This is a genomic window from Micromonospora sp. KC723 (assembly GCF_004348595.1).
Taxonomy (GTDB): domain Bacteria; phylum Actinomycetota; class Actinomycetes; order Mycobacteriales; family Micromonosporaceae; genus Micromonospora.
The window spans coordinates 1-12,744 of sequence record NZ_SMKD01000147.1; the positions used below are offsets into that span (position 1 = coordinate 1).

A 12,744-nucleotide genomic window follows, 5' to 3' on the forward strand; every position below is an offset into this window, starting at 1 on the left:
CCGCCCCGGCGCCCGCCCCACCGGCGATCGCCAGGTAGATCAGGGCCGGCGCGACCACCCCACCGGCGGCTGCGGCCACCGGCACCGCCGCCCGGCGAGGGTCCCGCAGGTCACCGGCGACGAACTCGCGCTTGAGCTCCAGCCCCGCGACGAAGAAGAAGATCGCCAGCAGGCCGTCGGCGGCCCAGGTGGCGAGGCTCAGGTCCAGGTGCAGCGAGGCGGGCCCGAGGCGGAGGTTCCGCAGCGACTCGTACGCCTCGGACCAGGGCGAGTTCGACCAGATCAGGGCCAGCAGCGCACCGACGAGCAGGAGCGCCCCACCCACGGTCTCCTTACGCAGGATGGCGGAGACGCGACGGGTCTCGCTCCAGGATCGGCGGGCGAACAGGCGGGGGCCGCGCCGGGTGGCGTCGGTCACGTGAACTCCTCGTCGGGCAGGGGACGTGTGTCATCCATCGCCGACCAGGCTTCCCGGCACACCTGGGTCAACCCTATCCGGTCACGCCGCGGCTCGCCCGGTGCGCCCGTCCCCGGGTCGGCGGGTGACCTGGCACCGCGGCCGCCCGCCGCGCCATCCACCGGGCATGGCCCCTCCGGTCAAAAGCGTTGACCGTGGGCAGTGCCAGCGGCGCGGGGCCTGCCGTTCAGCGCCGCGGCGATCACACCCGAACGCAGCCGCCGCGACGGTGCGCACCAGCGCCCGCCAGGCCGTCACCGGCGATGTCGTTCCCTGACCCGGCGGCGGACCTCGGTGTACCAGACGTGGAACACCCCGCGTCGTAGGAGCCTTCAGCGAGGGCGCTGAGCATGGCGCCGGCGAGAACGGTGGGAGGTCGCCGGTCCGACACGGTGTCAGACGCTGAGCTTCTGACCCGGGAAGATCAGACCCGGGTCGGCACCGACGACACTCCGGTTGCGCTCGTACAGCGCCTTCCAGCCGCCGGAGACCTCGCGGGCCTCGGCGATCTCGGACAGGGTGTCTCCCGGCCGCACCACGTAGCTGTCACCGCTGGTCGCCGGGGCGCTGCGCGGCTGGTTGCGGGTGCTGCGGTGGTCATCCCGCGACGACCGCTCGGTGGTGGACGTGGCCTGGCGTCGGGACTGCGAGCGCTGCTCCGACTGCGACGACTTCTCCTTCTTCGCGGCGTAGCTCTTGGTGGAGCCGCCCTTCTTGCCGCAGGTCGGCCAGGCGCCGATGCCCTGGCCCTTGAGCACCTTCTCGGCGATCGCGATCTGCTCGCCCCGGCTGGCCAGGTCGGCGCGGGCGGCGTACTTCTTGCCGCCGTAGCCGGACCAGGTGCTCTGGGAGAACTGCAGGCCACCGTAGTAGCCGTTGCCGGTGTTGATGTGCCAGTTGCCACCGGACTCGCACTGGGCGATCGCATCCCAGTTGACGCTGGCGGCGCTCGCCGGTGAGGCCGGTGCCAGCACGGCGGCGACCCCGGTGACCGCGCCGACGGCGAGAGTGCCGACGGCGAGGCGACGCGAGCTGACCCGTCGATGACGGGCGACGTATTCAGTTGCCATCTGTGATCCTCCACGCCGACGAGGTGAGCTGTCGGGTTCGGGCCGAGGAGCCCGGCCGCACGTGGCGGCTTCACCCCGAGGTGACGTGCACCGAGGAACGTGGGTCCCCCGCTCCATGCCAAGTGACTGGATCCGGGACCGGCGGCATGGATTAGGCGTAACCGGCCACGGTGCCCGCGGTCGCGGACCCCATCGACGTTAGGAACCGTTTCGGCGGACTGCCCACCTCTTGAGAGCTTCTTCACCCGGTCAGGCGAGCGGTCCAGGCCTCGGCTTGCGAAGTCCGGGCCGCCGTGCACAATGCCCCGTCGGCGGCCGTCCCACCTCGACCGGTCACCGCCCACACTGGCCGGGTGCGCAGGAGCCAGCCAGGCCCGGGACGGGGTCCGTCCCGGGCCGGCGTCCGGCGTCCGGCGTCAGAGGGTGCGGGTCAGCCGGTCGGCGAGCACCCGGGCGAAGCGGGCCGGGTCGGCCAGGTCGCCCCCCTCGGCGAGCAGTGCCATCCCGTACAGCAGCTCGGCGGTCTCGGCCAGGGCCGGATCGGCGGCGTCCCGCTGGTGGGCCGCGCGCAGCCCGGTGACCAGCGGATGCGTCGGGTTCAGCTCCAGGATCCGCCGGACCTTCGGCACCTCCTGGCCCATCGCGCGGTACATCTTCTCCAGGGTCGGGGTGAGGTCGTGCGCGTCGCCGACGAGGCAGGCCGGCGAGGTGGTCAGGCGGGCGGAGAGGCGGACCTCCCGGACCGTGTCGGAGAGCGTGTCGCGGAGGAAGGCGAGCAGGTCGGCGTACTCCTTGGCCTGCTGTTCGCGTTCGGTCTCGGCCTCCTTGCGCTCCTGCTCGGTGTCCAGGTCGACCTGCCCCTTGGCGACCGAGCGCAGCGACCGGCCGTCGAACTGGCCGACCCGGTCCACCCAGACCTCGTCGACCGGGTCGGTGAGCAGCAGCACCTCGTAGCCCTTGGCGCGGAACGCCTCCAGGTGCGGGGAGTTCTCCAGGGTCGCCCGGTTCTCGCCGGTGGCGTAGAAGATCTCGGTCTGGCCCTCCCGCATCCGCGTCACGTAGTCGTGCAGGGTGGTGGGCTCGGTGGCGTCGTGGGTGGACTCCACGCAGAGCAGGTCGAGGATCGCCTCGGTGTTGTCCGGATCCTCCAGCAGGCCCTCCTTGAGCACCCGACCGAACTGCGACCAGAAGGTCCGGTAACGCTCGGCGTCCGCGGTGCGCATCTCCTTGAGGGTGGCGAGCACCTTGCGGACCAGCCGACGGCGCACGATCTGGATCTGCCGGTCCTGCTGGAGGATCTCCCGGGAGATGTTGAGCGACAGGTCGTGCGCGTCGACGACACCCTTGACGAAACGCAGGTAGTCCGGGATGAGCGCGGCGCAGTCGTCCATCACGAAGACGCGCTTGACGTAGAGCTGGACGCCGCGGCGCCCGTCGGCCCGGTAGAGGTCGAACGGGGCGTGCGAGGGGATGAACAGCAACGCCTCGTACTCGAAGACGCCCTCGCCGCGCATGTGGATGGTCTCCAGCGGGTCGGTCCAGTCGTGACTGACGTGCCGGTAGAAGTCCCGGTACTCCTCCTCGGCGACCTCGTCGCGGGGGCGGGCCCACAGCGCCTTCATCGAGTTGAGGGTGACCGGTTCGGCGTCGGCGGTGACCAGCCGGATGGGCCAGGCGATGAAGTCGGAGTACCGCTTGACGATCTCCCGGATCCGGCCGTGGTCGGTGTAGTCGTGCAGGTTGTCCTCGCTGTCGACCGGCTTCAGGTGCACGGTCACCGAGGTGCCCTGCGGGGCGTCGTCGACGGTCTCGACCACGTACGTGCCCTCGCCGGTGGACTCCCAGCGGGTGCCCTCGGCCTGGCCGGCGCGGCGGGTGAGCAGGGTGACCTTCTCGGCGACCATGAAGGTGGCGTAGAAGCCGACCCCGAACTGCCCGATCAGGTCCTGGTTGCCGGCCTCCTTCGACTCCTTGAGCCTGCGCAGCAGCTCCGCGGTGCCGGAGCGGGCGATGGTGCCGATCAGCGACACGACGTCATCGCGGGACATGCCGATGCCGTTGTCCCGTACGGTCAACGTCCGGGCCTGCTCGTCGGTGGCGATCTCGATGCGCAGGTCCGAGGTGTCGACGTCGAGGTCCTTGTCGATCATCGACTCCAGCCGTAGCTTGTCCAGCGCGTCGGAGGCGTTGGAGACCAGCTCGCGCAGGAAGACGTCCTTGTGCGAGTAGATGGAGTGCACCATCAACTGCAACAGCTGACGCGTCTCGGCCTGAAACTCCAACGTCTCGGTCCGGCTGCTCACACCAACCTCCTCATCCGGTCGCGGTCCCGCCCCGGGATCCGCGCAAAGGATACGAGCCGGGTGGCCGTCCGGTGACGCCCGGTCGTCACCCCGTCCGTCGGGCCAACAGGACGGCCTGCGCGGTGGGCTCGACGCCGCCGGGCCACGGTTGCGGCTCGCGGTGCAGCCGGGCGTGCACGGTCAGCCCGGCCCGCGCCAGCAGCCGTGCCACGTCGTCCGGGCGGCGCCGGTGGAAGACCACGTCGACCGGGTCACCCCAGGCATCGGTACGGTGCACGTGCTCGTCGCCGACCTGGAAGCCGAGTAGCAGGTGCCCGCCGGGGGCGAGGACGCGGTGGAACTCGGTGAAGACGGCGGGCAGCAGATCGTCGGGCACGTGGATGATCGAGTACCAGGCGAGCAGCCCGCTGAGCGCGGCGTCGGACAGGTCCAGCGCGAGCATCGACCCGACGGTGAAGCGCAGGTCCGGGTGGAGCCGGCGGGCCTCGGCGATCATGCCGGGCGACAGGTCGACGCCCTCGACGTCGAGGCCGAGGTCACGCAGGTGCCGGGCGACGCGGCCGTTGCCGCAGCCGACGTCGAGGACCGGCCCGCCCCCACCTTCGCCGACCAGCTCCGCGAAGGCGGCGAGCATCGCTCGCTCCAGCGGCCGGGCGGCCAGTTCGTCGCGGGTGAACTCGGTGTACCGCACCGCCATGGTGTCGTACGAGGCGCGGGTGTGGGTGAGGAAATCGGGCTCGGTCACGGTCGCCGACCCTACCGGTGCCTGCCGTCCGGAAGGGCCGGCGGATAGGGTGCGTCGAGGCACCGTGGTCGGAGGCAGTTCGGGAGGTCGTTGTGGCCAGGGAGACCGGGCGGGCGCTCATCGCCTCCAACAAGAAGGCGCGGCACGACTACACCGTCCTCAAGACCTACGAGGCGGGGATCGTGCTGGCCGGCACCGAGGTGAAGTCGCTGCGCGAGGGCCGGGTGTCGCTGGTCGACGCGTTCGCCCAGGAACGCGACGGCGAGATCATGCTCTACGGCCTGCACATCGCCGAGTACGGCTTCGGCACCTGGACCAACCACCAGCCGCGGCGGACCCGCAAGCTGTTGCTGCACCGGGTGGAGATCGCCCGGATCCTGGAGCGGCTGCGCGACGGCGGGGTGACCCTGGTGCCGTTGTCGATGTACTTCAGCAACGGCTGGGCCAAGGTCGAGCTGGCCCTGGCGCGCGGCAACCGGTCGTACGACAAGCGGCAGGCGCTTGCCGAACGGGACGCCAACCGGGAGATCGCCCGCGAGTTGGGCCGCCGCCTCAAGGGCCGCCGCCCCGCCTGACGGCCGCGGCGACCGGCCGGGGGAATCCACAGGCAGGCCGGGCCGACAAACGGATCCGGCCGGATCGGCATAGACTGCGACCATGAGGCGGCCGGCGTGACCAGCGCAGCGCTGCTGCCGGGGCGTTCCGGTCACACCTGCTGGGCGTACGACGACCCGGCCCTCTTCGAGGCGCGGGCGCGGGAGTTCCTGCTCGCCGGTCTGGCCGCCGGTGACCGCGTCCGCTATGTCACCCCCGAGTCGGTGCCGGTGGTGGTCGAACGGTGGCGCGACGTCCCCCGACTGCGCGACGCCCTGCGCACCGGCGTGGCCGAGGTGTGCTCCGTCGACGACATGTACGGCTCGGACGGCCTGGACGTCGAGGCCCAACTGACCTCCTACACCGCCATGCTCGAGGCGGCGCTCGCCGACGGTCACACCGGCTGGCGGGTCGCCGCGGACGGCACCCCCCTGGTCATCGACCCCGTGCGGCGGGAGGGCTTCGCCCGCTACGAGCACCTGGTCGACCGGTACCTGCGTACCCGGCCGATGTCCGCCGTGTGCGGCTACGACCGTACCCGGCTCGACGAGGAGACGATCGAGGAGTTGGCGTGCCTGCACCCCACGTCCGACCCGGGAACCAGCCTGTTCCACCTCTACCCCGGTGACGGTGGCCTGGTCCTCGACGGCGAGCTCGACGCGTCCAACCACGGCGTGTTCGCCACCGCGCTGCGACGCGCCGACCACGACCCCGGCGACCTGGTGATCCACGCCGAGGGGCTGCGCTTCATCGACTACCGCAGCCTGCTGCACCTGCACCGGCACGCGGCGAGCCACCACCGCCAGGTGGTGCTGCGCACGTCACTGGCCCCCGCGTCCCGACTCGTCGCTCTGCTGGGGCTGTCACGGGTGCGGGTGGAGGTGACCGGATGAGGACCGGGGCCGCCGCGGGACATTCCGGCTACTTCCACGAGGCCGTCCTCTACGACTCATCGGATGAGCTGCTCGCCGTCGTGCTGCCCTTCCTGCTCGACGGGGTCGCGGCGGGCGAGCCGTCGATGGTGTCCTTCGGCGAACGCCACACCGCCCTGCTGCGTTCGGCCCTGCCGCCTCGTTGCGGTGTGACCTTCCTCGACGGCGGCGATGTCTACGCCCGGCCCTCCGCGGCGATCCGTTCCTACCGGCAGTTGCTGGCCGACCAGGTCGCCGCCGGGGCGACGCAGATCCGAATCGTCGGCGAGCTGCCTCCGGTCGCGTTCGGCCGATTCTGGGACTGGTGGGGGCGGTACGAGGCGGCGATCAACCACGCCTACGACGAGTTTCCGCTGTGGAGCATGTGCGTGTACAACACCCGCAGCACCCCGCCGGAGATCCTGGACGACGTGTCCCGTACGCATCCACGGACCGCGACGGCGGACGGCCGGCACGTGCCCAACGAGGTCTACACCGCGCCCGAGCTCTATCTGCGGGAGCCGCGCCCGGTCGCGCCCGACCCGCTGCAACATGGCACGCCGCTGGTCGAGCTGGTGGACCCGACTCCGGCGGGGGCGCGGGCGGCGGTGCACGCCGTGGCACCGGAGCAGCTGAGCGCCGACGAGGTGGACGACCTGTCCGTGGCGGTGAGCGAGACGGTGACCAACGCGCTGCGGCACGGTCGGCCGCCGGTGCGGTTCCGGCTCTGGGCCGGCGACGGGCGGGTGGTGGTGACCGTCGTCGACGGCGGCTCGGGACCAACCGACCCGTACGCCGGGTTGCTGCCGGCGCGGGGCGCCACCTCCGGCGGTCTGGGACTCTGGATCACCTACCAGTCCTGCGACCACGTGGCGATGCAGCGTGGCCCGGACGGTTTCACGGTGCGCCTCATCACCGGCGGCCGGAACGCCGCCGGCTGACGGCGGGTCAGCCGCGCGACAGGTCCCGGTGGGCGGCACGCAACCGGTCGACGGCGGCGTCGGTGCCGGGCGGGACACGACGGTCCAGTTCCGCCCACACCTCGGCGAGGGCGTCGAGGACCGCGCGCAGCTCTGCGGCGTGCCGGCGGGCGCCCTGCCGGTGGCTCTCCTCGAGGCGGCGGGCCCAGCCCGCGGTGACGGCGGCGAGCCGCTCGTCGTCGGCGCGGGCCTGGGCGGCGGAGCGCGCCGCCGCGGCCGGCACGACGGCGGCGAGCGGGCGGGGATCGCCGTCCCGGGTGACCAGGGTGACCGTGTCCGTCAGCTCGGCCATGGCGATCACCTGGGTCAGCCGGGTGCGCAGCTCGCGCAGCGGCATGGATCGGGGACGACCACTGTGGTGGGTCAGCGCGGGGGCAGCCATGACTCCATGTTGCGGCCCGGGTACGACATTTACCACCATCAGGGTCCGCGCGGTCGATGACGCAGGTCGAGGCGATGCCGGGGCGGGGTGGGCGGCGCCCATCCCGCCCCGGCCGGATCAGCTCGCCTGCAGGGTCACGTCGTCGATGACGAAGCTGGTCTGCAGGGACGCGTCCTCGGTGCCGGTGAACCTCAGGGTGACGGTCTGGCCGGCGTACGACGCCACGTCGAACGAGCGCAGCAGGTAGCCGCTGACGGCGTTGAGGTTGGAGTAGGTCGCCAGGGTCGTGGTGCCGAGCTGCACGGTCAACCTGTCGTACGCGGTGCTGGTGGTCGTCTCGGCCGTGTCGATGTGCAGGTGGAAGGCGAGGGTGTACGTCGCGCAGCCGACCGGGACGGTCAACGACTGCGACAGGGTCTCGGTGCGGGTGCTGCCGTCCCCGCCCAACCACGCCTTGTACGACCCGGTCCGCGCGGGCTGACGGGTCGAGTTGGTGATCACGGCGGAGGTGGCGGTCCACGGCGCGGTGCCGGACTCGAAGCTGCTGTTGCCGACCACCTGACCGCCGGTGCAGCTTCCGCCGGCGCCGGTGACGGTGAGGCCGTAGGTGGCCGTCCGGCTCACCGAGCCGGTGCCGGTGACCGTCACGGTGAAGGCGCCGATGGTGGCCGTCGACGAGGCGGTCACGGTCATCGTGGCGGAGCCGCCGGAGGTCACCGACGCGGGGCTGAACGACACGGTGACCCCGGCGGGTACGCCGGAGGCCGCCAGGGCCACGGTCTGGGCTGCGCCACCGGTGGTGGTGGTGCGGATGGTGGCGGTGGTGGACGCGCCGCGGGCGACGGTGCCGGAGGTCGGGCTCACCGTGACGGAGAAGTCGTCGGTCGGGGTGCCGGAGCCGACCGCGAGCTGCCAGATGGCGTACGCGACCCCGTCGGCGCTACGGTCGAGGTGGGTGGCGCTGATGTTGCTGGTCGTGTCGCAGGAGCGGTGGTAGCAGGGGTCGTAGGAGGCGTTGGCGGTGCCGCCCCACTTGGTGGCCTGGGCGCTGGTCTTGCGGGCGCTGGCACCGGTGGCGTACCCGGAGGTGGGGATGCCGGCCTGCTGGAAGGGATAGTCGTCCGAGCGGCCCTGCCCCTCGACGTTCTCCTCCGGTTGGAGCCCCAGCGAGTCCCAGTACGCCTTCAGCGGCGCAGCGGTGGTGGAGGTGACCCGGTTGATGAAGTAGCCCCCGTTGGTGGAGGCGACCATGTCGAAGTTGTAGTAGCCCTTGATGTGGCCGCGCTGGGTGGCGGTGAGCGAGTTGACGTAGAACTCGGAGCCGTTGAGGCCCTGCTCCTCGTCGGTCCACCAGGCGAACCGGACCCGCTTTGTCATGGTCGGCTTCTGCTGGGCCAGCACCAACGCGTTCTCCAGCAGCGCGGCCGAGCCGGAGCCGTTGTCGTTGACGCCGGGCCCGGCGGCGACGCTGTCGAGGTGGGCGCCGAACATGACGACCTGGTCGGCGGGGCCCTGCGGCCACTCGGCGATGAGGTTGTTCGAGCGGTACACGCAGGTCGTGCAGGTCTGTTCGGTGACGGTGTAGCCGGCCGCCTGCAACGCGGACTTGACGTGGGCGACCGAGGCGGTGTGGCCGGCGGAGCCCGCCCGCCGGTTGCCGCCGTTGCTGGTGGCGATGGTGTGGAACCGGGTCAGGTGGGCCTGGACGTTCGCCACCGAGATGTCCGGCGCCGCCAGCGCGGCCACCGGGGCGGCGGCGGTCGGCCGGATCGCCGTGGCCGGTGGCGCGGCCAGCGTCATCGTCACCGCGGCGAGCACGGCGACGGCGAGTCCGGTCGTCGGCGTTCTCAGTCTCATGCGGGCTCCTCATGGGCGGCAGGGCGTGACCGTCCCGGTCGGGGTGCCGGACGCCCGCAACCCGGGGGTGAGGTCGCGGCGGTCACGCCGGGGACTGAAACACTGGCATGTATCAATCGACCGGTCAATCGGTCGGACGGCGTCACACGTCCCGGCCGTTGAGGGAAGGGCGCCGCCGGCTCAACCCTTCACGCAGACCACCTGCTTGAGGTGCGCCACCACCTCGACCAGGTCGTCCTGCTGGGCCATCACCCGGGTGATGTCCTTGTACGCGCCGGGGATCTCGTCGACCACCCCGGCGTCCTTGCGGCACTCCACCCCCTCGGTCTGTCGCCGCAGGTCCTCGACGCCGTACGTCCGCTTCGCCTGCGCACGGGACATCCGCCGCCCCGCGCCGTGCGACGCGGAGCAGTACGCGTCCGGGTTGCCCCTGCCCCGCACGATGTACGAGCCGGTGCCCATCGATCCCGGGATGATGCCCAGGTCCCCTCGCCCGGCGCGGATCGCCCCCTTGCGGGTCACCAGCACGTCCACCCCGTCGTAGCTCTCCTCCGCCACGTAGTTGTGGTGGCACGAGATCGGCTCGCCGTAGCTGACCTGCGGGAGGTGCTCCCGCACCACCCCGCAGAGCAGGGCCAGCATGACCGCACGGTTGCGCCGGGCGTACTCCTGCGCCCACCACAGGTCCCGGCGGTACGCGGCCATCTCCGGCGTGCCGGCGAGGAAGACGGCCAGGTCGCGGTCGGGCAGGTCGGCGTTGTGCGGCAGCCGCCGGGCCACCCCGATGTGCCGCTCGGCCAGCTCCTTGCCGATGTTGCGGGAGCCGGAGTGCAGCATCAGCCAGACCTGCCCGACATCCGGGCCGCCCTGCTCGAGGCAGACCTCGATGAAGTGGTTGCCGCCGCCGAGGGTACCCATCTGCCGCCGGGCCCGGGTCTCCAGCTGGGCCACCCGGCGGTCCAGCTCGCCGAAACGCCGCCAGAACTCCGCCCAGCCGGCCTGCTCCAGGCCCGGCACCCGACGCGGGTCGACGGCGTCGTCGCGCTGCTGGAAACCGACCGGGATGGCCGCCTCGATCGCCGACCGCAGCGCGGAGAGGGTGTCGGGCAGGTCGGCGGCGGTGAGCGAGGTACGCACCGCGCTCATCCCGCAGCCGATGTCCACGCCCACGGCGGCCGGGGAGACGGCCTGGCGCATGGCGATGACCGAACCGACCGTGGCGCCCTTGCCGTAGTGCACGTCGGGCATGACGGCGACGCCCTGGACCCAGGGCAGCGCGCCGATGTTGCGCAGTTGCCGCGCGGCCTGCGGCTCGATGTCGTACGGGTCGGTCCAGACCCGTACCGGCGCCCTGGTGCCCGGCAGCGGGGTGAATGCCATCGTCGTCTCCCTGGTCGTCGTCGTGTCCCTGGTCGTCGTGTCCCTGGTCGTCGTGTCCGCCATGGCGGGTGCCGCGCGCCAGCGCGGGGTTGGTGCGTGACTCGTACGGGCGTTCGCACCCGTGCACATCGGAAGCCGCCGACGGGGCCGGTTACGAGAAGGCCGCCCGGTCCCCGGTGGGGTGGGCGGCCAGGTCGGGCAACGCGTGCTGCTATCCGCGTCGCCGCCCTGGTCGCCGGCCACCCCGGCCTCGGCCCCGTTCGTCGGCGGGCCGCGCGGCGCCACCGGACGGCAGGAGCCGCGTGGAGGTGCTGGTTCGCTGCTGCACGGTCGACTCCCGAGGTTATCGGCGTGACGTGCCGTTGACCGTAGGCGTCGCGCCCGGGGCACGCAACGAGGAATCGCCGTACCACCATGGCCGCCGGCCGGCCCGGGCCGGCACCTCGCGGCGGTCCCGCGCCGTGGGCCGGGGCGGTACGGTTACGGACCATGGCACTGGCCCGCTGCGACTTCTTCTCCGAGGCGCTCGGCCTCGACACCTCGATGCAGGTGATCCTGCCCCAGCCCACCACGTCCCCGGTCGGCCCGGCCGGCGGGGCGGCCGACGACGACCCGCCCGTGCTGTACCTGCTGCACGGCCTCACCGACGACGAGACCGGCTGGCTCCGCCGGACCTCGATCGAGCGGTACGTGGCACCCCTGGGGCTGGCCGTCGTGATGCCCCGCGCCGAGCGGAGCTTCTACGCCGACGAGGAACACGGCAACCGGTTCTGGACGTTCCTCGCCGACGAGCTGCCCCAGGTGTGCCAGTCGTTCTTCCGGCTCTCCGAGCGTCGCGAGGACACCTTCGTCGCCGGCCTGTCGATGGGCGGCTACGGGGCGGTCAAGTGGGCGCTGCGCCGGCCCGAACGGTTCGCCGCCGCCGCCAGTCTCTCCGGCGCCCTGAACGTCGCCCACCGGCGGAACCACCCGACCCGCCCGGTGAACGCCGAGGTGTGGCACACCGTGTGGGGCGACCGGCCGGTGGCCGGCCGCGACGACGACACGGTGGCACTGGTCCGCGCCGCCGGGCCGGACACGCCGCCGCTCTACGTGGCCTGCGGCACCGAGGACTTCCTCCACGAGGACAATCTGGCGTTCGTCGAGGCGGCCCGGGAGCAGGGTGTGCCGGTCACCGTCGACTTCTCCCCCGGCGACCACGACTGGGCGTACTGGGACACGAAGATCCAGGACGTGTTGGCCTGGCTGCCACTGCGTACCCGCCCCCGCGCCGAGGTCCACTGAGGTACGGCGGACCGGAGTCGGCCCGACGCGGGCGTCTATCGCGGCGGCAGCGACGACGCCGCCACCGGGAAGTCGAAGTAGGTGTCCGGGTACGGCTCGTCGGCGTAGCGGTAGTGCCACCACTCCCGGTCGTAGTTGACGAATCCCTGCTGCGTCATCAGCCGTTTCAGCAGCTGGCGATTCCGGCGGGCGACGCCGGTGATCCGTGGGTCGTCGGTGTGCGCGAGGGGGTCGAAGCAGTCGAACCCGGTGCCCATGTCGACGCTGCCGTCGGCGAACCGGCGGTCGGCGCGCTCGGTGCAGGCCACCAGTGGCTGCCCCGGCGCCTGGCTCGTTCCGGACGGCACGGGCAACGGTTGCAGGGTGAGGTCGACCGTACTGCCGCGGCTGTGCGCCGTGGGGGCCCCGAGGTATCCGTCGGCGAAGAGCCGATCCTTGGCCACCCGGGGGTAGAACTCGGCCTTCATCCGCTGGTCGGCGGGATCCTTCGCCCAGCGGACGAAGTCGTCCACGGCCCGCCGGGGCCGGTAGCAGTCGTACACCCGCAGGCCGTACCCGTAGCCGCGGGCGGCGGCCTGGGCCCGGCTCAGCGCCTCGGCGGCCGGGCGGGTGAGCAGGCAGACGGGTTCCTGGTAGCCGTCGACCGGCCGGCCGAGGAAGTTGTGCGCGGTGGCGTACCGGATGTCGGTGGTGATGCTCGGATCCACCTCGGACAGCAGCACGAAGTCGGCCGGGGCGGGCGAACCGCCGGTGGACGGGGTGACCGGGCCGGGCCCGGGGG

12 protein-coding genes and 1 riboswitch are annotated in these 12,744 nt (G+C 72.2%); of the genes, 4 read left to right on the top strand and 8 right to left on the bottom strand.

The window, feature by feature from the left end; genetic code table 11:
• From E1165_RS24225 to E1165_RS24240, 4 genes are all read right to left on the bottom strand, one after another.
• On the bottom strand, positions 1-418 hold a 418-nt coding region (locus E1165_RS24225; protein WP_207917025.1), incomplete at its 3' end, for a Na+/H+ antiporter NhaA.
• Positions 419-852: 434 nt separating this feature from the next.
• Positions 853-1,527 (bottom strand): transglycosylase family protein, encoded by a 675-nt coding sequence (locus tag E1165_RS24230; protein ID WP_132394052.1) that lies wholly within the window; start codon positions 1,525-1,527, stop codon positions 853-855.
• A riboswitch (cyclic di-AMP (ydaO/yuaA leader) is annotated at positions 1,526-1,695 on the bottom strand. (Overlaps the previous gene by 2 nt.)
• A gap of 248 nt (positions 1,696-1,943) precedes the next feature.
• Positions 1,944-3,830, bottom strand: coding sequence for a molecular chaperone HtpG (gene htpG / locus E1165_RS24235; protein ID WP_132394053.1), 1,887 nt, complete (start codon positions 3,828-3,830; stop codon positions 1,944-1,946).
• Positions 3,831-3,915: 85 nt separating this feature from the next.
• Positions 3,916-4,575, bottom strand: coding sequence for a class I SAM-dependent methyltransferase (locus E1165_RS24240; protein WP_132394054.1), 660 nt, complete (start codon positions 4,573-4,575; stop codon positions 3,916-3,918).
• Between the two features lie 92 nt (positions 4,576-4,667).
• Here E1165_RS24240 and smpB point away from each other — a divergent pair, with 92 nt between their 5' ends.
• From smpB to E1165_RS24255, 3 genes are all read left to right on the top strand, one after another.
• Positions 4,668-5,150: an SsrA-binding protein SmpB gene (gene smpB / locus E1165_RS24245; RefSeq protein ID WP_132394055.1), complete on the top strand. Its 483-nt coding sequence runs from the start codon at positions 4,668-4,670 to the stop codon at positions 5,148-5,150.
• A gap of 96 nt (positions 5,151-5,246) precedes the next feature.
• Positions 5,247-6,062, top strand: a complete 816-nt coding sequence (locus E1165_RS24250; RefSeq protein ID WP_165945314.1) for an MEDS domain-containing protein — start codon at positions 5,247-5,249, stop codon at positions 6,060-6,062.
• Entirely contained in the window at positions 6,059-7,021 is a 963-nt protein-coding gene (locus tag E1165_RS24255) for a sensor histidine kinase (protein WP_132394057.1), read from the top strand. The genes E1165_RS24250 and E1165_RS24255 overlap by 4 nt, the downstream gene beginning before the upstream one ends.
• 7 nt (positions 7,022-7,028) lie before the next feature.
• On the opposite strand, the gene E1165_RS24260 is transcribed toward E1165_RS24255, so the two are convergent.
• The 3 genes from E1165_RS24260 to E1165_RS24270 all read right to left on the bottom strand — a co-directional run bounded on the left by E1165_RS24260 (position 7,029) and on the right by E1165_RS24270 (position 10,679).
• A complete protein-coding gene (locus E1165_RS24260) occupies positions 7,029-7,442 on the bottom strand; it encodes a type II toxin-antitoxin system Phd/YefM family antitoxin (protein ID WP_132394058.1) in 414 nt (137 codons plus the stop codon).
• A 117-nt stretch (positions 7,443-7,559) separates the two neighbouring features.
• Positions 7,560-9,299, bottom strand: coding sequence for a M28 family peptidase (locus tag E1165_RS24265; RefSeq protein WP_132394059.1), 1,740 nt, complete (start codon positions 9,297-9,299; stop codon positions 7,560-7,562).
• Positions 9,300-9,479: 180 nt separating this feature from the next.
• Entirely contained in the window at positions 9,480-10,679 is a 1,200-nt protein-coding gene (locus tag E1165_RS24270; protein WP_132394060.1) for an RtcB family protein, read from the bottom strand.
• A gap of 489 nt (positions 10,680-11,168) precedes the next feature.
• On the opposite strand from E1165_RS24270, the gene E1165_RS24275 reads away from it, so the two are divergent.
• Positions 11,169-11,963 carry an alpha/beta hydrolase family protein gene (locus E1165_RS24275; protein WP_132394061.1) on the top strand — a complete coding sequence of 265 codons (795 nt, stop codon included), beginning with the start codon at positions 11,169-11,171 and terminating at the stop codon, positions 11,961-11,963.
• A 35-nt stretch (positions 11,964-11,998) separates the two neighbouring features.
• Here the strand turns inward: E1165_RS24275 and E1165_RS24280 are convergent.
• A partial coding sequence (locus tag E1165_RS24280) for a M15 family metallopeptidase (RefSeq protein ID WP_132394062.1) occupies positions 11,999-12,744 on the bottom strand: 746 nt, incomplete at its 5' end.